This window comes from Streptomyces sp. NRRL S-340, assembly GCF_000720185.1.
Taxonomy (GTDB): domain Bacteria; phylum Actinomycetota; class Actinomycetes; order Streptomycetales; family Streptomycetaceae; genus Streptomyces.
Genome location: NZ_JOIY01000014.1, coordinates 162,513 through 181,624, shown reverse-complemented (window position 1 = coordinate 181,624; position 19,112 = coordinate 162,513). Strand labels below are relative to the sequence as shown.

At 74.1% G+C, this 19,112-nt stretch carries 18 protein-coding genes and 1 pseudogene; 5 read left to right on the top strand and 14 right to left on the bottom strand.

Annotation, left to right across the window (positions count from 1 at the left end):
* Positions 1-92 precede the first annotated feature (92 nt).
* Positions 93-524, bottom strand: a pseudogene (locus IG64_RS43245) (hypothetical protein); the annotation flags it as partial.
* A 251-nt stretch (positions 525-775) separates the two neighbouring features.
* Between IG64_RS43245 and IG64_RS13590 the strand changes: the two are divergent.
* Positions 776-1,336, top strand: a complete 561-nt coding sequence (locus tag IG64_RS13590) for a MarR family winged helix-turn-helix transcriptional regulator (RefSeq protein ID WP_037855410.1) — start codon at positions 776-778, stop codon at positions 1,334-1,336.
* Between the two features lie 116 nt (positions 1,337-1,452).
* On the opposite strand, the gene IG64_RS13585 is transcribed toward IG64_RS13590, so the two are convergent.
* The 11 genes from IG64_RS13585 to IG64_RS13535 all read right to left on the bottom strand — a co-directional run bounded on the left by IG64_RS13585 (position 1,453) and on the right by IG64_RS13535 (position 11,652).
* Entirely contained in the window at positions 1,453-2,508 is a 1,056-nt protein-coding gene (locus IG64_RS13585) for an aromatic ring-hydroxylating oxygenase subunit alpha (RefSeq protein ID WP_037855408.1), read from the bottom strand.
* A gap of 1 nt (position 2,509) precedes the next feature.
* Positions 2,510-2,743: a recombinase-like helix-turn-helix domain-containing protein gene (locus tag IG64_RS13580; protein ID WP_037855406.1), complete on the bottom strand. Its 234-nt coding sequence runs from the start codon at positions 2,741-2,743 to the stop codon at positions 2,510-2,512.
* Positions 2,744-2,769: 26 nt separating this feature from the next.
* Entirely contained in the window at positions 2,770-3,720 is a 951-nt protein-coding gene (locus IG64_RS13575) for a PDR/VanB family oxidoreductase (RefSeq protein WP_037855396.1), read from the bottom strand.
* A 76-nt stretch (positions 3,721-3,796) separates the two neighbouring features.
* A complete protein-coding gene (locus tag IG64_RS13570) occupies positions 3,797-5,431 on the bottom strand; it encodes a thiamine pyrophosphate-binding protein (RefSeq protein WP_037855393.1) in 1,635 nt (544 codons plus the stop codon).
* Between the two features lie 11 nt (positions 5,432-5,442).
* The gene (locus IG64_RS13565) at positions 5,443-6,234 is read right to left on the bottom strand and encodes an SDR family oxidoreductase (protein WP_037855390.1); all 792 of its coding nucleotides are present in this window, start codon (positions 6,232-6,234) and stop codon (positions 5,443-5,445) included.
* Between the two features lie 36 nt (positions 6,235-6,270).
* Positions 6,271-6,999: an SDR family oxidoreductase gene (locus tag IG64_RS13560; RefSeq protein WP_037855387.1), complete on the bottom strand. Its 729-nt coding sequence runs from the start codon at positions 6,997-6,999 to the stop codon at positions 6,271-6,273.
* A 61-nt stretch (positions 7,000-7,060) separates the two neighbouring features.
* A complete protein-coding gene (locus IG64_RS13555; RefSeq protein WP_037855386.1) occupies positions 7,061-7,582 on the bottom strand; it encodes a cupin domain-containing protein in 522 nt (173 codons plus the stop codon).
* A 5-nt stretch (positions 7,583-7,587) separates the two neighbouring features.
* Positions 7,588-8,397 (bottom strand): alpha/beta fold hydrolase, encoded by an 810-nt coding sequence (locus IG64_RS13550; protein ID WP_037855385.1) that lies wholly within the window; start codon positions 8,395-8,397, stop codon positions 7,588-7,590.
* Positions 8,394-9,197 carry an aspartate dehydrogenase domain-containing protein gene (locus IG64_RS13545; RefSeq protein ID WP_037855383.1) on the bottom strand — a complete coding sequence of 268 codons (804 nt, stop codon included), beginning with the start codon at positions 9,195-9,197 and terminating at the stop codon, positions 8,394-8,396. The genes IG64_RS13550 and IG64_RS13545 overlap by 4 nt, the downstream gene beginning before the upstream one ends.
* Positions 9,194-10,141: a VOC family protein gene (locus IG64_RS13540; protein WP_037855381.1), complete on the bottom strand. Its 948-nt coding sequence runs from the start codon at positions 10,139-10,141 to the stop codon at positions 9,194-9,196. Before IG64_RS13540 ends, IG64_RS13545 begins: the two co-directional genes overlap by 4 nt.
* 23 nt (positions 10,142-10,164) lie before the next feature.
* Positions 10,165-11,652: an aldehyde dehydrogenase family protein gene (locus IG64_RS13535; protein ID WP_037855380.1), complete on the bottom strand. Its 1,488-nt coding sequence runs from the start codon at positions 11,650-11,652 to the stop codon at positions 10,165-10,167.
* A 514-nt stretch (positions 11,653-12,166) separates the two neighbouring features.
* On the opposite strand from IG64_RS13535, the gene IG64_RS13530 reads away from it, so the two are divergent.
* The 3 genes from IG64_RS13530 to IG64_RS13520 all read left to right on the top strand — a co-directional run bounded on the left by IG64_RS13530 (position 12,167) and on the right by IG64_RS13520 (position 15,608).
* On the top strand, positions 12,167-13,732 hold the full coding sequence (locus IG64_RS13530) for an MFS transporter (protein ID WP_037855377.1): 1,566 nt from the start codon (positions 12,167-12,169) through the stop codon (positions 13,730-13,732).
* Between the two features lie 135 nt (positions 13,733-13,867).
* Positions 13,868-14,539 carry a HEAT repeat domain-containing protein gene (locus IG64_RS13525; RefSeq protein ID WP_037855373.1) on the top strand — a complete coding sequence of 224 codons (672 nt, stop codon included), beginning with the start codon at positions 13,868-13,870 and terminating at the stop codon, positions 14,537-14,539.
* 31 nt (positions 14,540-14,570) lie between these two features.
* The gene (locus tag IG64_RS13520; RefSeq protein WP_037855372.1) at positions 14,571-15,608 is read left to right on the top strand and encodes a MerR family transcriptional regulator; all 1,038 of its coding nucleotides are present in this window, start codon (positions 14,571-14,573) and stop codon (positions 15,606-15,608) included.
* 9 nt (positions 15,609-15,617) lie between these two features.
* Here IG64_RS13520 and IG64_RS13515 read toward each other — a convergent pair whose 3' ends face one another.
* A complete protein-coding gene (locus IG64_RS13515) occupies positions 15,618-16,601 on the bottom strand; it encodes an L-threonylcarbamoyladenylate synthase (protein ID WP_037855371.1) in 984 nt (327 codons plus the stop codon).
* Between the two features lie 150 nt (positions 16,602-16,751).
* Positions 16,752-17,942 carry a GDSL-type esterase/lipase family protein gene (locus IG64_RS13510; RefSeq protein ID WP_037855370.1) on the bottom strand — a complete coding sequence of 397 codons (1,191 nt, stop codon included), beginning with the start codon at positions 17,940-17,942 and terminating at the stop codon, positions 16,752-16,754.
* Positions 17,943-18,249: 307 nt separating this feature from the next.
* On the opposite strand from IG64_RS13510, the gene IG64_RS13505 reads away from it, so the two are divergent.
* Positions 18,250-19,014 carry a hypothetical protein gene (locus IG64_RS13505; protein ID WP_037855602.1) on the top strand — a complete coding sequence of 255 codons (765 nt, stop codon included), beginning with the start codon at positions 18,250-18,252 and terminating at the stop codon, positions 19,012-19,014.
* Positions 19,015-19,112: the final 98 nt, after the last annotated feature.

Below are 19,112 nucleotides of genomic sequence, written 5' to 3'. Positions count from 1 at the left end.
TGCCTGCCGGGTGGGCGAGGGCCGGTCCCCGGTCCCGTCGGCGAGGACGGGACCGGGGCCACCGCACGGTTCCTCATGCCCTGGCGTAGCGGTGCGCCAAGGCGTGGAAGGCCTACGGTGTCGGCGTGCAGGTCGCGCCGGACGGCGCGGATGTCCGCGCGCATGCGGGCCGGGTCCCATGCCGTGCCCGGAGTCTCCCCCGCCCCGACGGTGTAGACGACACCGTGCCGGGTCAGGCCCCTGCGCCGCCCGTGCCGCTGCCGCGGCCCGCGCGCCTGCCCGCCCTCCGGTCCGTTCGCCTCTGCGTCCTCCTGTCCGTACTTCTGCCCGTCCTTCCGTCCCCGTTCCCGGCCGTCACGCTGTCCGTGCTGCGCCTCGCTCGCCCGGGCACCGCCGGCAGGGAGCACCGCCGCCGCGAGTCCCGTGGCCGCCGCTCCGGCGAGGAACCGTCCCCTGCTGATCGCCTTGCGCGCCTTACCTGCCTCGCCCGCGCGGCCCGCCCCGCCTGCCGTGGTCTCATCCATGCGTCCACCGTGCGGGAGCCGGAGCGCGCGCACAGTCCCCCATCGGTCTGCGCCGGGACGCCGAAGGGATGAGGCCGCGTGCCATGGGGTGTGCCGCACGGATGAAGCGGTCCCGCCATGCGGCCTGCGCGGTGGCCGGTCTCCCGGGGCGCTGCCGCACCGCCACCCCTCTTCTCTTAGGGCTAAGATTTCAGCGGGTGCGCGGGTACGGAGCCCGCGTCTCGCGACGGGACTGGCCGCGAGGGGATGACATGACGCAGCGCAAGGCGGTGCGGCGACCGGACGCCGTGGCGGGGATCGTCGAGGACTGGGCACGCGAACGGCCCGGTCTGGACACCGCGCCACTGGAGGTGCTGGCACGGCTGCACCGTGCGTATCTCCAGTACCACTCGCGGCTCACCGCGCAGATCGAGCGGCACGGTCTGTCCGTCGCCGGCTTCGACGTGCTGACGGCGCTGCGCCGCTCCGGAGCGCCGTACCGGCTCACCGCCGGGCAACTGGCGGCGTCCGGCCTGATCTCCTCCGCAGGCGTCACGCTGCGCCTGGACCGGCTGGAGAAGGACGGACTGCTGGTCCGGGAACGCGACGCCGACGACCGCCGCGTCGTCTACTCACGCCTGACCGAAACGGGGCTGCGGAAGGTCGACGAGGTGTTCGCCGCCCACCTGGAGAACGAACGGCGCATGCTCGGCGGGATGTCGCCCGCCGAGCGGCGCCAACTTGCCCGGCTGCTCTCCAAATTGGAGCACTCGATCGTCGGGTCCGACGACGAGGAAGAGGAGCCGGCGGGGGAAGAGGCGGAGGCCGGCTGAGAGCTGCGAACAAAAGTGGGCCCCGGCGGGCGGCGTCCGGCACGCCCGAGGGCGGGCGCGCCGGACGCGTACCGGGGAGACGCGAAACAGCGACGGGAAACCAGGCGCCGTCGCCGTCACGCCCCCGGCGCGCCCGTGCCCGCCTCGGACGGCTCCTCGGACTGCTCCCTCGACTGCTCCTTCGCCTGAGCCTGGTAGAGGCGCCGCAGGCGGACCACGCCGAGGTCGTGCTGGTAGAGGTTCTCCCGCTGATCGGCGTCGGCGGGCATGGCCTCCAGCATGACCCGGTCCTGTTCCAGCACCTCCCAGTGGCGTTCCTCGATGAGGGTCCTGTAGAGGAAGTGCCAGGTGTCGCGCTGCCAGCCGGAGACCTTCCGGTAGCGCCAGAAGAAGACGCCGGTGCGCCCGGCGTCCACGGGGCAGGCCATCCCGACGATGCCGAAGGGACCGCCGGGGCCGGCCGACGGCGGGTACGGGATGGACAGGTCGACCCAGTCGACGCCGGTGCGGCACAGCTCGACCCAGTCGAAGTTGACGCCGCGCTGGTCGGTCTTCTCGAAGAAGTAGCCGCGCTCGGTCTCGCGGATGCGGAACCTGGCCGTGGTGTCACCGTCGTACATGGTGTGCGACTCGTGGTGCAGGAAGGCGCCGTGCATCGGGTCGAGGAGGTTCTCCATGGCGTAGCGCCAGGGCACGTTCCACTCGGCGTAGCAGAGGATGGCGGAGATGCGGGGGTCGGTGAGGGGTCCGGGCAGGGTCAGGGCGGCCGGTTCGGGGTGCTCCTCGTCGCCGAACCAGGCCAGGATCGCGCCGCCGGCCTCGCGGACGGGCAGCGAGGTGACGAGCGTCTTGCCCTCCAGGTTGCAGCCGGGCAGGCCGGGCACGGAGGTGACGGTGCCGGAGCCGTCGATCTCGACGCCGTGGTACCAGCAGGCGATCCGGTCGCCGAGGTGCTTGCCGAGGGAGAGCGGGGCGCCGCGGTGCGGGCAGCGGTCGGCGAGCATCGACAGCGTGCCGTCGGCCCGGCGGAACAGCAGCCAGTTCTCGCCGAGCGCGGTGACCTTGCGCAGGCCGCCCGGCTCGACGAAGCGGGAGGGGACCACGGGGTGCCACTGGTTGCGCAGGCCGTGGGCGTAGATGTGGGCCGCGCTGTCGCGGGTGGAGAGGGTCATGTCAGGCTCCCAGGCGGTGCATCTCGGCGCGGAAGGTGTCCTCGGTCCACGGCTCGCCGCCGGGGGTGTGGACCTGGCGGGAGTTCAGCCCCGCCACGACGTCGGCCAGTTCGTGACCGTCGTTCGTGAAGATCTCCTCCAGGGTGCGGGCGAGTTTCAGCTCGTACGGGGTGGGTGTGCGGCCGCGGCTCTGGTGCGGGTCGAGGCAGGGCCAGGTGGTGAGGCCGGTGGTCATGTGGGTGTCTCGCTCTCCGTACGGGGTCACAGGTCCAGGACGAGGCGGCCGGAGGCGCAGCGGGAGACGCAGATCATCATCGTCTCGCCGGCCGCGTGCTCGGCCTCGCTGAGCAGGTGGTCGCGGTGGTCGGGGGTGCCGGCGAGGACGCGGGTCTCGCAGGAGCCGCAGATGCCGTCGCGGCAGGAGGAGGTGACGGGCAGGCCCGCGTTCTCGGCGGCTTCGAGGACGGAGGTGGTGGCGTCGACGGTCAGGGTCACGCCCGAGGCGCGGCACTCGACCTCGAAGGCGGTGTCGTCGCCGTCGCGTGCGACGGCAGCGGGCGCGGCGAACCGTTCGAGGCGCAGCCGGCCGGCGGGGCAGGCCTGTTCGGCGGCCTTGAGCAGGGGTTCGGGGCCGCAGCAGTACACCAGGGTGTCCTCCGGCAGGTCCTCCAGGGCTGCGGCCAGGTCGATGTGGCCCTGCTCGTCCTGCGGTACGAGGGTCACCTCGCCGCCGGTGAGCGCGGTCAGTTCGGCGCCGAAGGCCATGGTGGCGCGGGACCGGCCGCCGTGGACGAGCCGGTAGGGCACCCCGTCCCGCTCGGCCCGGCGGGCCATCGCCAGGATCGGGGTGATGCCGATGCCGCCGGCGAGGAAGACGTAGAACGCGGCGGGTTCCAGAGCGAAGTGGTTGCGCGGGCCTGCCACGCGGACGCTCTGGCCCGGCCGCAGCTTGCTGTGCACGTGCCGTGAACCGCCGCGCGAGGACGGCTCGTCGAGGATGCCGAGGCGGTAGGCGGCCGGGTCGTCCGGGTCGCCGCACAGGCTGTACTGGCGGACGTGCCCGCCGACGTGCAGGTCGAGGTGGGCGCCCGGGGTCCAGGCGGGCAGCGGCTTGCCGTCGGGGTGCACCAGGTCGACGGAGAGGACGCCGTCCGCCTCCCAGGTCATGCGGCGGACGAGAAGGTCGAGTTCGTGCTCGCGGTCGGCGGTCATGGCGGTGGCCTCCCTGGGGGCCTCTCGTTCGGATCACAGCGGTTCACGGGGGTCCGGCCCGGTACGGACGACAGGCCTACGCGGTGGGGACGGTGACGGGCGGGGTGAACGGGTTCTTCATCGGGCCGAGCGCGTCGAGGTCGACCTCGACGAGGACCGGTCCCTCGGAGGCGAGGGCGGCCCGCAGGACCGGTGCGGCGTCCGCCTCGGCCGCTATACGGGCGTAGGGCAGGGCGCAGGCGGCGGCGAGCCGCGCGAAGTCGGGGGTGAACAGGTCGACGCCGGAGCGGCGTTCGCCGTACTTGTCCTGCATGTTGCGCAGCACCCCGTAGCCGCCGTCGTTGAAGACGATCAGGGTCAGGCGGGGGCGTTCCTGGGCGACGGTGAGGAGTTCGCCGAGGTGCACGGCGAGGCCGCCGTCGCCGGCGAGGACGACGGCCGGCTCGTCCGGCCGGGCGAGCGCGGCGCCGATGCCCATGCCGAGGCCCTGGCCGATGCCGCCGCCGCGCGGGAAGAGGTTGGCGCGCGGGTCGTGGAACGGCAGGAGCCGGTTGCCCCAGGACGAGGACGCGATGGTGACGTCACGGGCGACGACCGCGCCGCGCGGCAGGGCGGCGGCGAGCGCGTCGCAGACGGCGGCCTGGGGGCCGATGCCGTCGTGGAGAGCGGCGCGCACGTCCTCGCGGACGGCGGCGACCCGGGCCGTCCAGTCGGTGCCGGCGCGTGCCGCGGCCCCGGTCAGGGCGGGCAGGACGCCGGCCGCGTCGCCGTGCAGGGCGTGCCGGACCGGGTACACCCGGCCGAGCGCGGCCTCGTCGACGTCGATCTGGAGGTGCGCGCCGGGCAGCTTCAGCGTGTAGTCGGCAGTCTCGTTGGAGCGGAAATGGGTGCCGACGGTGAGGAGCACATCGGCGTCGGCGAGCAGGGCGCGGACGGCCGGTGCGGTGGCGAAGTTGCCGATGACCTGCGGGTGGTCCTCGGGGACGCTGCCGCGGCCGGAGTTGGAGGTGATCAGGCCTGCGCCGGTGGCTTCCAGCAGGGTGCGCAGTGCGTCGCGGGCGGTGTTCGCGCCGCCGCCCGCCCAGATCAGGGGGCGCCGGGCGCGGGCGAGGAGTTCGCGGGCGGCGGCGAGCGCGGCGGGGTCCGGTTGCGGCACGGTGGCGGCCGGGGCCGGTTCGCCGTCGTCGCTCTGGGCGGCGTACTGCAGGTCGATGGGCCACTCGATACTGGCGGGGCCGCCGGGCGCGGTGAGTGCGGCGGCCGTCGCCTCGCGCAGCAGCCGGCCGGCCTCGTGGGGGGAGGTGACGGTGGCCGCGTACGCCGACACGGCGTCGAGCATGCCGAGCTGGTCTTTGGTCTCGTGGATGAAGCCGCGTCCGCTGCCCAGGTGTGCGGACTCGACCTGCCCGGTGACGTGCAGGACGGCCGTGCCGGAGGCCAGTGCCTCGATCAGGGAGCCGGCCGCGTTGCCCGCGCCGGTGCCGGTGGAGGTCAGGGCGCAGCCGAGGGAGCCGCGGGCGCGGCCGTAGCCGTCGGCGGCGCTCACGGCGGTGGCCTCGTGGCGCACCGGCACGAACCGCAGCTCGCGGTCGACCGCTTCGACGAGCGGCAGGTTGTGCACGGAGACGATGCCGAAGACGGTGTCGACGCCGAGGGACTTCAGGTGGGCGACGAGGAGGTCCCCTCCGTCGCCGTACTGCCTGGGGTGCATGGGGTGGCTCCTCACAGGATGCCGCGGCCGACTCCGCCGCAGACGTCGATGCTGGTTCCGGTGATGTAGGAGGCGCGCGGGGCGAGCAGCGCGACGACGGCGTACGCGGCCTCCTCGGCGCGGCCGAGCCGCCCGAGCGCGACGCCGCGGTCGGCGGCCAGTTCGGCCTGCCACCGGTCGTAGGTCAGGCCGCTGCCGGCGGCGGCGTGCCGGCGGGTCCACTGGCCGGTGTCGATCAGGCCGAGGCAGACAGAGTTGACGCGGATGCCGTCGGCGGCGAGTTCCCGGGCGAGGGAGGCGGAGAGGTTGAGGATGCCGGCGCGGGCGGCGCTGGTCGTGATCAGGCGGGTCTCGGGCTGCTTCGCGAGCACCGCGTTGACGTTGACGACCGACGCGGCGTCCGAGGCGCGCAGGTGAGCGCGGGCGGCGGCGAGGGGGTTGAGGACGCCCGCGAACTTCAGCTCCAGTTCGTCGCGCCAGTCCTCGGCCGTCGTCTCGTCCAGGCGTTTCATGCGGGACTGGCCGGCGTTGTTGACCAGGCCGTCGAGTCCGCCGCCGAAGTGGGCGGCGGCGGCGTCGGTGAAGCGGCGTACGGCGTCGGCGTCGCGGACGTCGCAGGCGCCGGTGAACAGCCGCTCCGGGCCCGCGCCGAGCCGAGCGGCGGCCTTGGCGAGGCGTTCGGGGTCGCGTCCGCAGGTGGCGACGCGGGCGCCCTCGTCGAGCAGGGTGCGGACCGTGGCCAGGCCGACGCCGGAACTGCCTCCGGTGACCACTACCGTGCGGTCGGCGAGGCCGAGATCCATGACGTGCTCCTTGCAGGGGGTGGGCGGGTGGGCGGTTCAGTGCATGGTGAAGCCGCCGTTGACGGCGATCACCTGGCCGGTGACGTAGCGGGACTCCTCGCCGAGCAGGAAGGAGACCAGGCCGAGCAGGTCCTCGGGCTGCTGCGGCCGGGAGATCGCCCGGTTCACGGCGTAGAGGGCGTGGCGTTCGGCCGGTACGGTCGCGGTGGCCTCGGCCTCGGTGAGGCCGGGGGCGAGCGCGTTGACGGTGATGCCCTGCTCCCCCAGCTCGCGGGCCATGCCCCGGGTGAGGGAGAGGACCGCGCCCTTGGAGGCGATGTAGTGGGCCAGGCGCGGTGAGCCGTACAGGGCGGCGTCGGAGGCGATGTTGACGATGCGGCCGGGGCGGGTCATCAGCGGCAGCAGGTGCTTGGCGACGAGCCAGGGCCCGCGCGCGTTGACGGCCATGAGCCGGTCCCAGACCTCGACGTCGATGTCCTGGAACTCCTTGCCGCCCACCCCGTTGGCGAGGGCCGCGTTGTTGACCAGGCCGTAGAGGGGGCCCGAGGCGGGGCCGGCGGCGGCCAGCCGGCCGGCGAGCGCGGCCACCGAGGCGGGGTCGGCGACGTCCAGCGGGACGGACTCCGCCTCGCCGCCCGCCGCGCGGATCGCCTCGGCGGTCCGCTCCCCCCACGCCGGGTTCAGCTCGGCGACGACGACCCGGTAGCCGTCCGCCGCCGCCCGGCGGGCCATGGCCTCTCCCAGGCCGCGGCCCGCCCCCGTCACGACGACGGTCCGCCGGCCGGACGGTCCGGCTGCCCCGGACGGTCGCGACGGCCCGGAGGGCTCAGTCACGGGTGACGCCGTGCAGCGGCGAGTACTCCGGGTACGTCGGCACCTGCGGCTTCCGCGTGCCGATGATCACGCAGAACAGCGCGTCGGTGTCGCCCTCGTTCTTGAGCGAGCGGGTGACGCCGGCCGGCACCACGATCATGTCGCGGTAGCCGAGGGTGCGGTACTCGGCCTCGCCGGGGCCGCGGTGGATGCCGACGCGGACCCGGCCCTCCAGGACGAAGAAGGCCTCCTCGACGTCGTGGTGGGTGTGGGCGGGGCCCTCGGCGCCGGGCGGCAGCAGCATGTTGGAGAAGGTGAAGCCGCCGGAGGGGATGATCCGGTTGTCGCTCTCGTGGTTGCCGGTGGCGCCGGAGCCGACGTAACGGATCTGCGCGCGCCGGTACTGCGGGCCGGCCTTCTCCTGGAAGGACAGGGTCTTCCAGTCGGGCTCGCGGGAGTCCTTGGTGGCGATCAGGGAGTCGGTGTACCGGGCGAGGTCGCCGCCGTTGTCGTACTCGGTGGTGGTGACAGGCATGGTGGTCAGCCCTTCTCGTGGGGTGTGCGGTGGTCGGTGGCGATGTGCAGATGGGAGGCGAGCCAGGCGTTGACACGCTCGGGCTGCTCCTGGTTGGCCAGGTGACCGGCGTCCTTGACGATCACGTACGCGGTCCTGTGCAGACCGCCGGCCAGGATCTGTGAGCTGTCGGGACCGGTGACACGGTCCTTGTCGCCGCACAGGACGAGGGCGGGCGCGGTGACGCGGTGCAGTTCGCCGCGCAGGTCGGTGGCGGCCATGGCCTCGGCGGCGTACCCGTAGCCGGGCAGGCGGACCGAGGCGGCCATGGTGGCGGTGACGCGTTCGACGAGGTCCGCGGGTGCGTCGGCGGAGACCAGGCGCGGGGCGCGGGCGGCGGCGAACGCGTGGGGGCCGAGCCGGGCGAGTTCGGCGGCGCGGGCCCGCATGCCGGCCGCCTTCTCGGGGTCGGTGCCCGAGCCGGGGGTGGAGTCGCAGACCATGAGGGACTCGACGAGGCCGGGGTGGCGCACGGCGAGCCGCAGGGCGATCACCCCGCCCCAGGAGACACCGAGGACGTGGGCACGGCCGCCGCGTGCGCGGATCACCCCGGCGGCGGTGTCCGCGTAGTCGTCCATGGTCAAGGGGCCTTCGGGATCGGCCGATCCGGCGTATCCGGGGGCGTCCCAGGCGACGACCCGGTACGTGCCGCTCAGGGCTGCGAGCTGGGCGGCGAAGGCCGCCGAGGAGGAGCCGATGCCGTGCAGGCACAGCAGCAGCGGCCCGCTGTCGCCGGCCTCTTCCAGGTGCAGGCCGGTGATGTCGTGGGCGGTCACAGGATCTGTCCCGTGCGTCCGGCGAGCGCGGCGAGCGAGCGCAGTACGGCGTACGGGACGACCTGGCTGGTGGCCGGGTTGGCGGAGTCGGGCAGGTGCCGCACCTCGAAGCGGTAGGTACCGTGCGCGCCGATCGCCTCGATCACGTGGGAGGTGTGCCGGGCGGCCGGGTCGGCGACGACGCTGACACGGACGGCGTCCGGGTCGCCGGCGGCGAGCGCGACGGACGCCGCGACGTTGGCCGACTTGGGGAACTTCACCGGGACGTCCCGCGCGGTGCCCGCCATGACCTCCACCGGGCCGGTGGCCGACCGCATGCGGGTCAGCAACTCTGCGTCCATCCAAGGCTGTTCCAGAGTGGCGGGCAGTTTCGTGGTGGTGAGGCGGACCTCGTCGAGGGGTCCCATGGCGCGTACGGCCTGAAGCAGGTCGAGCCCGCCGACCGCGCCGCCGGTGAAGTACACGCGGCCGGGCCCGGTGTGCAGCAGCCGCTTGGCGAGGTCGTCGTCGCTGAGTGCTCCGGTGGAGGCGACGAGCAGGTCCGTGCCGGAGGCGAGGACGGCCTCGCCCCACTCGCGCACGACGCCCTGCCCGGCGGCCTCGACGACCAGGTCGCAGTGGTCCAGGGCCTGTTCGACGGTGTACTGGGGGACGGGCGCGGAGTCGCCGAGGGGCCGGTTGTCGGTCACGCACACCAGCTCGGCGCCGGGGACGCGGCCCGCGGCGAGCGCGCCGCCGACGACGCGGCCGATGGCGCCCCAGCCGATGAGGCCGACGCGGCGCGGGAGCGGGGTGCTCATGCGGGGACTCCTTCGGCGTCGAGGGGCGGTGCGACGGGGCTGCCGTCGGGGGTGCCCGCCATGTGGGCGCGGATCAGCCGGGAGGGCGGCCCGGCGGTGCCCCACAGGTCGGACAGTTCGGGGGTGCGGCGCCACACCCTGCAGATCCAGGCGTCCTCGACGACCTGGGCGACCTCCGAGGTGTATTCGCAGACCAGGCCGGCCGGGTCGGTGAAGTAGGAGAAGGTGTTGTTGCCGGGTCCGTGGCGTCCCGGCCCCCACTCGGGGGTGATGCCGTGGTGGCGGAGACGGCCGAGGCCGCGCATGAAGTGGTCGACCGAGCCCATCTCGTAGGCGACGTGGTTGAGCGACACCCACGGGGCCTGGTTGAAGGCGACGCAGTGGTGGTCGGCGTTGCAGCGCAGGAACGCCATCTGGTGCTCGGACCAGTCCGAGACGCGCATGCCGAGGACGTCCTGGTAGAAGGCGACCGAGGCGTCGATGTCGGGGGTGTTGAGCACGGCGTGGGTGACGCCCACGGGCACGGCGGTGTCGCGTCCGCGCGGGGCCACCGCCCAGGTGTCGGCGGTCAGTTCGATCAGCCGGCCGTCGAGGTCGTGGAACCGCAGCCCGTAACCGCCGCCCACCTGGTCGAGCGGTCCGGGACCGGTGACCGGGGTGATGCCGCGTGCCTCCAGCCTGCGCGCCGCCTCGTCGATCTCGGCGGGGGCGGCGACCGCGAAGGCGAGTCGGCCGAGGCCGGTCCGGTCGGCACGGGTGAGCTGGAGGGCGTGGTGCTCCGGGCCGGTGCCGCGCAGCCAGCTCGCGCTGTGCCCGGCCTCGACGACCTCCAGTCCCCACGCCTCTTCGTAGAAGTCGGTGGCCGCGGTGAAGTCGGGGGTGAGCAGTTCGACCGAGCGCAGCGCGCGCAGCCGGGCGATCGGCGGACGAGGAGGGTGTGTCATGGTGGGGATCTCCGGGGTGTGCGTCAGTTGGCCCAGGGCAGGGGGGTGGCGTCGGTGCCCCAGTACAGGGACTTCTGCCGCTGGTAGGCGCGGATGAGGTCGCGGCCCTTCTCCGTGCCGAGGCCGCTGTCCTTCGTCCCGCCGAACGGGGTGGAGACGGAGAACTGCTTGTAGGTGTTGATCCAGACGGTGCCCGCCTCGATGCGCCGGGCCAGCCGCCAGGCCGCGCGGGCGTCGCGGGTCCAGATGCCGCAGGCCAGTCCGTACACGCTGTCGTTGGCCTGCTCGACCAGGTCGTCCTCGTCCGCGTAGGGGAGGGCGAGCAGGACCGGGCCGAAGATCTCCTCCTGGCAGGCGCGGGCCGAGTTGGGCAGGCGGTCGATGACGGTCGGCAGGTAGTAGGCGCCGTCGGCGTACCGCGGGCCGTCCGGAACCGTGCCGCCGCACAGGACGCGTCCGCCCTCCGCGCGGGCCAGGTCCACGTGGGCGGCGACCGCGTCGCGGTGGCGGTGGTGGACGAGGGGGGCGACCTGGGTGGCGGGGTCGGTGCCCGGACCGACCCGCAGTCTGCGGACCCGCTCGACGAGTTCGCCGACGAAGGAGTCGTACATCGAGCGGTGCACGAAGAGCCGGGAACCGGCGATGCAGGACTGGCCGCTGGAGGAGAAGACGCCGAACATGACGCCGGCGAGGGCCTGTTCGACGTCGGCGTCCTCCCGGACGATCGTCGGTGACTTGCCGCCGAGTTCGAGCGAGGCCGGGACGAGTTTGTCCGCGGCGGCGCGCGCGATGGTCCGGCCGGTGGCGGTGCCGCCCGTGAATCCGATCCGCCGCACGAGAGGATGGGTGACGATGGCGTCCCCGACGACGCCGCCCTTGCCCGGCAGGACGGACAGCAGGGCGGTCGGCAGGCGTGCCTCGGTGAGGGCCTGGTGGACCAGGCGGCCGAAGGCGAGGGAGACCAGGGGTGTCCATTCGGCGGGTTTGAGCAGGACCGCGTTGCCGCCGGCGAGCGCGGGGGCGGCCTTCTGCGCGTCGGAGGCGATCGGGGAGTTCCACGGGTTGATCGCGCCGACCACGCCGATCGGCTCGTGCACGCTCATGGTGACGTAGGGGCCGCGGGCGGGGGTGAGGCAGTCCTCGGCGGTCTCCAGCGCGGCGGCGGTGTAGCGGAAGGTGCCCGCGGCGCTGAGCGCGAGCGCCCGGGTCTCGGTGAGGGTCTTGCCGGTGTCGGCGGTCTGCAGGGCCGACAGTTCGGCGGCGTGTTCCTCGATCAGGCCGCCGATCCGGTGCAGGAGACGGGCGCGTCGATGGGGCAGCAGGTCGCGCCAGGCGGGCTCGGTCATGGCGTCGGCGGCGGCGCGGGCCGCCTCGTCGACGTCGTCGGGCGAGGCGGCGTGGACGGTGGCGAGCAGGGTGCCGTCGGCCGGGTTCACGGTCTGGACCGGGCCGCCCGCGCCGCGCCGGAAGCGGCCCGCGATGAGGATCTCGTCGGCTGGGATGCGCGGCATGGCGAAACCTCCGGACAGGAGTGGTACGGGAACGTACGGGGACGTACGGGAAGTTGCGTGATGTCACGGGTGACAGGTGCTCGTACGGAGTGAGGACAGAGCGGGCGCCGGGGGTGGTGCGGGGCGGTGCGGTGAACTCGGCAGCCGGCCGGTGAACCGGCCCGTGGCTGCGATGCCCAAGTGATTGAAATCTAAGGGCTTAAATATCTCGCCCGCAAGAGGGCGCGCTCGACAAGTTTTTCCCCCGCTTGGCGACGACCCCTTGACGCCCCCTGACACGCAGACGGTAGAACCTAAGCACTAAGAGATTCAGCCCTTGTCCAACCGGGCAGTCCTGTCGGGTCGGTGGCGTGTTCCGCCGGCACCCCGGCCACCCCGTCACCTCCGCCGTCCCCTCCCGTCCCGTACCGCCCCGCGTACGCGGCGCCGCCCGGCCCCGCCTCGCCCGGCCCGAACCCTCCCGTGCGCACGCCGCTCTTCCCCCGGTCCGGCGCGCGGGAGCCGGAGGACCTGCATGACGATCGACGCCCCCCGCGCCGCCGCGGGCCGCCGACCGGACACCGCCGCGCTCGCCGCGGCCATCGGCGCCCGTTTCGAACGCCTGCCCCTGTGCCGCTGGCACGTCACCGTCCGCCTCGTCATCGGCGCGGTGACGTTCTTCGAGGCCTTCGACCAGCTCCTCATCGCCTACGCCCTGCCCCAGCTGCGCGCCGCCTGGCACCTCGGCACCGGGCAGACCACCGCCCTGATGACCGTGGGCTCGGTGGGCATGCTCGCCGGTGCGCTGCTGTCCGGCCGCCTGGCCGACCGGGTGGGCCGGGTGAAGGTCATCGCGGTCTGCATCGGCGTCTCCAGCCTGTGCAACCTGGCGCTGACCCTGTGCACCTCGCCGACGCCGTTCATGGCCGCACGGTTCGTCCAGGGGCTGGCCATCGGCGGCGAGGTACCGGTCGCGGCCACCTTCATCGCCGAGATCACCCGCACCCACCAGCGGGGCCGATTCGTCCTGCTGTACGAGCTGGTCTTCCCGGCCGGCCTGACGGCGGGCGCGCTGCTCGCCGCCTGGCTGGTGCCGCTGCTGGGCTGGCGCTGGATGTTCGCCCTCGCCGCGGTCCCCGGCGTGCTGTGCCTGGTCATCACCCGGTACGTGCCCGAGTCCCCGCGCTGGCTCGCCGACCGCGGCCGCCACGAACAGGCGCTCGCCGCCATGGCCTCCATCGAGCGGAAGGTCGAACGGATCACCGGCTGCCCGCTTCCCGGACCGGTGCGGCCGGCACCGGTCGGCAGCGCAGACGGGAACGGAAGCGGGGGCGGGGGCGGGGGCGCGGGCACCGGCGTGGAGGACGCGGGTCCAGGCACGAGCGCGGGCACCGGCGTGCAGGGGGGCGCGAGCGCCCTCGGGACCGGAGCCACCGGCGCGCACGTGGCCACGGATGAGAGCGAGCGCGCGCCGGAGAACCGGCGCGCGGGCGGTCTGCGCGAACTCCTCGGCGGCCGCTACCGCCGCCGCACCCTGGTCGTCGGCGTCCTGTGGTTCACCGGCTACTTCGTCAACTACGGCATCACGTCCTGGCTCCCCACGATCTACGGCACCCGTTTCGGCCTGGATCTGTCCACCGCCCTCGGCTACTCGACGGTGACCTCCTGCGCGGGCCTGATCGGCTGCCTCGCCGTCGCCCTGACCGTGGACCGGGCCGGCCGCCGCCCCGTCGTCATGGCCTGCCTGGGCGCCTCCGCCGTCGCCCTGCTGCTGCTCGGCCTCTTCGCCGGCGGCTCCGCGACCGGCGTCCTGGTCTGGACCTCGCTGGCGAGCGTCTTCCTCTTCGGCGCCAACATCTGCCTGTACCTGTACACCCCGGAGCTGTTCCCCACCCGTGTGCGGGCCCTTGGTTCCAGCGTCGGCGGCGCCGCGAACCGGCTCGGCGTCATCCTCGGTCCGGTCGTGGTCGGCGCGGTGTACGCGGACGGCGCGCTCGGCACCGTCTTCGTGACCCTCGCCGCCGTGGCCCTGGCCGGATCGCTCACGGCGGTGGCCGCCGAGGAGACGAGCGGACGGCGCCTTGAGGAACTGGCGCCGTAGGCCGTGGCAACCCGCGGGGCCTGACGCGGCCCCGGCCCCCTCCCTCCACCCCCTGGGCCCCGCCCCCTTCTCCCCCCCCGGGCTTGACCTTGACACAGTGCCAAGGTCTTGACTGCGGCCCAGGAGGTGGTCGCGATGACCGGGACGGAAGAGGACACGAGCATGACGCGGGTGCTGCGGGGCTTGGAGCACGGCGCCGCGTCGGTACGGCTGCGGGCGGCGCTGGCGGCCGGTACGGCCCCGGATCCGGGTTACGTCGGCAGGCTCGTCGAGCGCTGCGCGGCCGAGCCCGAACCGTACGTACGGGAAACGCTGACGTGGGCGCTGACCCGCCACGCGCCTTCCCTGACGCTCCCCCGGCTCATCGGTGAACTCCGCTCCGGACGGGCGCGGGCACGCAGCCAGGCGCTGCACACCCTGTCCAAGATCGGGGACCGGCGGGCATGGCCGGCGATCACGCGGACGCTGCTGACCGACGGCGACGACGAGGTGGCGCGGTGCGCCTGGCGGGCGGCGGTCGCCCTGGTGCCCGACGACGAGGCGCCCGGGCTGGCGGACGTCCTGGCGACCCAGCTGGGGCGCGGCGGCCGGGAGATGCGGCTGAGTCTCAGCAGGGCGCTGATCGCACTCGGGGAAGAGGTCGTCGTGCCGGTCCTGCGCACGGCGGCGCGGGACACCGACCCTCGTGTGCGGGAGCATGCGGAGGGCACGGAAGCGCTGTTGCGCGACCCGGACGCCGCGCACGGGTTCGCGATCGGGGAGGCGAGGCGCATCGTCGCCCTCGGACCGACCGGCCAGGAGGAGTGACACACGTGACCGGCCAGGAGGAGTGACACAGGTGTTGATCGGTGAAGTGGCCCGGCGCTCCGGGGTCAGCGCCCGCATGCTGCGGCACTACGACTCGCTCGGCCTGGTACGGCCGTCGGTGCGCACCGAGGGCGGCTACCGGGAGTACTCCGGCGCGGACATCGAGCGGATCTTCCACATCGAGAGCCTGCGCTCGCTGGGGCTGTCGCTGCGCGACGTCGGGCGCGCCCTGGACGATCCCGGTTTCCAGGCGTCCGCGCTCGTGGACGACCTCATCCGCCAGAGCCGGCAGCGCCTGGCGGAGGAGACGGAACTCCTCACGCGGCTGAGCCGGATCGGTGCCGCCGAGCCCGCCGGCTGGGACGACGTGCTCCGGACCGTCGCCCTCCTGCGCGCCCTCGGGTCGTGGGACGCCGCGCAGCGCCAGCGCGCGGCCCTGTCCTGCGTGGAGCGGGGTCCGGTGCCGGTGGAAGCGCTGGTCGAGGCGGCGCTGAGCGAGACGGACCCGAGCGTCGCCGGAGCCCTGCGGTGGGCTCTGGCCCGCGCGGGCGAGGGCGGTGCCGGGGAGGCGCTGACACTGCTCGCGGAAGGCCTCGCCTCACCCGTGGCCGAGGTACGCGAACGTGCCGTCCGGGCCGTCGCCGAGATGGAGGGCGGCGAGGCGACCGCCGTGCTGCGGGGCGCCCTCACCGACCCCTGCGGCGCGGTCCGCCGGTGTGCGGCCCTGGCGCTCGGGACACGCGGGGTGGCCGACGCGGTGCCGGCGCTCATCGACATGGTCGTCGGGGAGACGAACGACGCCGACGCGGCCGACGTGCTGAGCGCGCTGGCGGCGTCCGGCCCGGCGCCGGCGGAACGGATCGCCGCGGGCCTCGCCGACCGCCTGGCCCGGGGCACGCTCGCCCCGTCCGCGCGGCTGGGCCTGGCCCATGCCCTCGCGGAGGTCCCGGGACCCACGTCCTCCCGCGCCCTGGCAGAGCTGTCGCACGACGAGGACCGCGCCGTCGCCCTCACCGCGGCCCACGTCCTCACGTTGCGCCGGCCCGCGCGGGACTCCCCGGGACGCTGACGCGCCCGGTCAGGCGTGCTGCGCCGAGCGGGGGCCCGCGGCGCGGCGGAGCCGGTTGGCGATGGCGAGGCCCAGTCCCTCCTCGGCCGGCAGGGACGCGATGATGAGGTCGCATCCCCGCTGGTCGAGTTCGCGCAGGAAACCGTAGAGCCCTCGGGCGTAGGCGGCCGGCGAGGCGGGCACCGCCACCGTCGCGTGCGCCTTCACCGGGGTGCCGGCGAGGGAGGGCGGCAGGAAGACGCCCACCTGGTGCCCCAGCTCGCGCGCCGACTCCACCTCGTCGAGCACCTTCCCGGGCTCGACGAGGACCACCCGGGCGCGCGGCGCGTAGTGGGAGGGGTGCTGGCCGGGCACCCGGACACGGCTCGTCGAGGGGACCGCGACGGGCCCGCCCAGCACCGCTTCGAGGGCCTCGCGCGTCACCCCGCCGGGCCTGAGAACGCTCGGGGTGTCCCCCGTGACGTCCACGATGGTCGACTCGACGCCGACCTCGCAGGGACCGCCGTCCAGGACGAAGTCGACGGCGTCGCCGAGTTCCGTACGGACGTCGTCCGCCGTCGTCGGGCTGACGGAGCCGAAGCGGTTGGCGGAAGGAGCCGTGACGCCGCCGCCGAAGGCCGCCAGCAGCGCGCCCGCGACCGGGTGGTCGGGAACGCGCACGGCCACCGTCTCCAGGCCGCCGGTCGCCTCCAGGGGCACCCGGCGACCGCGTCGCAGGACCAGGGTGAGCGGTCCGGGCCAGAAGTGCGCGGCGAGCAGACGGGCCGTCGCGGGGACGTCCTCGACCCAGTCGTCCAGCTGCTCCGCGCCGCCGATGTGGACGATCAGCGGGTGGGAGGGCGGACGGCCCTTCGCCTGGAAGATGCGTGCGACGGCGACGGGGTCCTCGGCGTTGGCGCCCAGACCGTAGACGGTCTCGGTCGGGAGGGCCACCAGGCCCCCGGCGCGCAGCACCCCGGCCGCCTTCTCGATGTCACTGCTGCTTGCCGTCACCCTCGCGATCCTCTCACTGATCCGCGTTCCGTACCGTGGTCCCGGCCGCGCGCAGGACGACTGACACGGAACGGGGGCCGACGGCACCGTACTCCAGCCACCCCGCAGGGCTTCAAATCCGCCCCTTCGCACCTTGTCGGGTGATTTCCCTCAGACGGCACCGCCGGGACCGCCGGCGAAGGGTCCGCCGGCGCCGAACACGTGCCGCGCGAAGTTCTCGCCGATGCGGCGGTGCCCCGCGGGGTCGGGGTGGATGCCGTCGGGCAGGGGGAACTCGGCGTGGTCCTCCTCGCCGTAGAGGTCGCGGCCGTCGAGGTAGTGCAGGTGCGGGTCGTCGGCCGCCCTGGCTTCCACGATCCGGGCGAGTTCGTCGCGGATGACGTTGAGCGTCAGGCGCCCGGCGGCGCGCTCGGCGGGGTCGCCCGTGGCCTTGAACCGCAGGGTGCCCGCGGCGAAGTCGGGTGCGAGGGGGCCGGGCGTGTCCTCCTGCACCGGGCACAGCAGGGGCGAGACCACCAGCAGCGGCGTGGCCGGATGCCCGTCGCGGACGGTGTCGAGGAAGCCGTGGACCGCGGGGCCGAAGGCGCGCAAGCGCATCACGTCGGCGTTGACGACGTTGATGCCGATCTTGAGGCTGATCAGGTCGGCGGGCGTGTCCCGCATCGCCCGCGCGGTGAACGGGTCGAGCAGCGCGCTGCCGCTGAAGCCCAGGTTGACCAGTTCCACTCCGCCGCGGGCCGCGGCCAGGGCGGGCCAGATCGCCGTCGGATGGGCGGCGTTCGAGCCGTGGCTGATGGAACTGCCGTGGTGCAGCCACACCCTGCGCCCGCCGGCCGGCACGGGCTCGACGGGGGCGTCGGTGCGCAGGGCGATCAGCTCGGTGATCTCCGCGTGCGGAAGCCAGATCTCGACCTCCTTGTCACGCGCGGGCAGGCCGGTGAAGCGGGCGGTGCCGGCCGGTCCCTCGGTCACTTCGGCGGCCTGGGTGAACATGTCGGTGATCGTGCGGACGTTGCCGCCGGCCACCGTGGCCTGGGCGGCGAGGGCGCCGTCGACCAGCAGGTCGTACACGCCGTCCGGCGGGGCGGGGAAGCCGCGGTAGACCCGCTTGGTGGGCAGGGTGTCGAGTTCGACGACGGTGGCCCGGGTGCGGAAGACCAGACGTACTCCGGAGGGCTGGGCCTCGGCCGTGGCGAGCTGGTCGTCCGGGATCTGGCGGCGCGCGCGGGCGGGCAGACGGTGGGGCAGCAGGCCGTGCGCCGTCCGTTCCAGGTCGAGGTGGCCGCGCAGCAGGTCCGCGGTGACCGGGGTGGTGATCCGGTCGGGTCCGGTGGTGGTCATGTTCCAGCCTTCTGATCGGGATGGGCTGTCGGTGCGCAGGGCCGGGACTCGCGGCCCGCCCTGCCATCAACCATTAAGCATTTGCCTAATACTTTTAGGATACTAGCTCGGGCACGGAGCCTGAGCGACGGCAGCCGCGCCTCGGCGGCGAGGGCGGCCCGGCCCCGCGGGGATCAGCCGACGCACACCTGTCCGCACACCCGTCCGGTCTCTGAGTACGCCTACTCATGACCGCCCGCGCCGCGCCGCGGACGATGGCTGGTGTCGGCGAACGGACGGCGGACGGGGCAGGGGCATGGGCATGGGCATGGGGAGATTTCTCGGGGCCGCGGCAGCCGCCGTGGCCGTCGTCGCGGCGCTGGTCCTCGCCCGTGCGCAGGGGGTGCCGCTCGCGGCGGTACTGACCGTCGGCGCGGGCCTGCTGAGCCTGCTGTGGCTGCTGCTCCTGCTCACCCTTCCCTGGAACCTGTACTTCCGCGCGCAGACGGTGCTCGCCGAGATCGCGGTCAGCCGGGAGAAGGGCATCGACGTCTCCCCGGCCCGGGACGCCGAGGCCGCGCGCATCGCCCGCGTCATGCTGCGGGCCGCGGTCGCGGGTCACGTGCTGAGCGCGGCGGTGGTGTGCGCGGTGACCTGGGCGACCGGCGGCTTCATCGGTTACTGGTTCGCCGCCTTCTTCCTGCTGAGCACCTTCTTCCGGCCGGCCGGCGCCTACTTCCGCCAGCTCCGGCGGCGCCTGGGCGCCCTCCTGAGGGACGTCACCCACCCCCGGGACGACGTCGTGGAACTGCGCATCCGGCTGGACCACGCCGAGGCCGGGACACGTGCCCTGGAGGAGAAGGCGGAGGAGCAGTACCGGGCCCTGGCCGAACTGCGCCGCGCCCTGGACGCGCTGGCCCTGAGCACCCACGAACGCGCCGAGGAGAGCGACCGCCGGTTCGCCGCGCTGGGCAGGGAGTTCGAGTCCACGGTGAACCGCCTCACCGACAACCAGGAGATCATCGCGGGCGTGAAGGCGTTCCTGCGCCTGCTGCGCTCCACGGACGCGACGGACGGCGCGGTCGCCCCCTGACGCGGGCCGTGTGCGCCCTGTCCTCGTGCTCACGGGGCACGCCGTCCGAAGGGTTCAGAGCACTGGTGGGAAGTGACCCACCTCATGGCCGGGCCCGG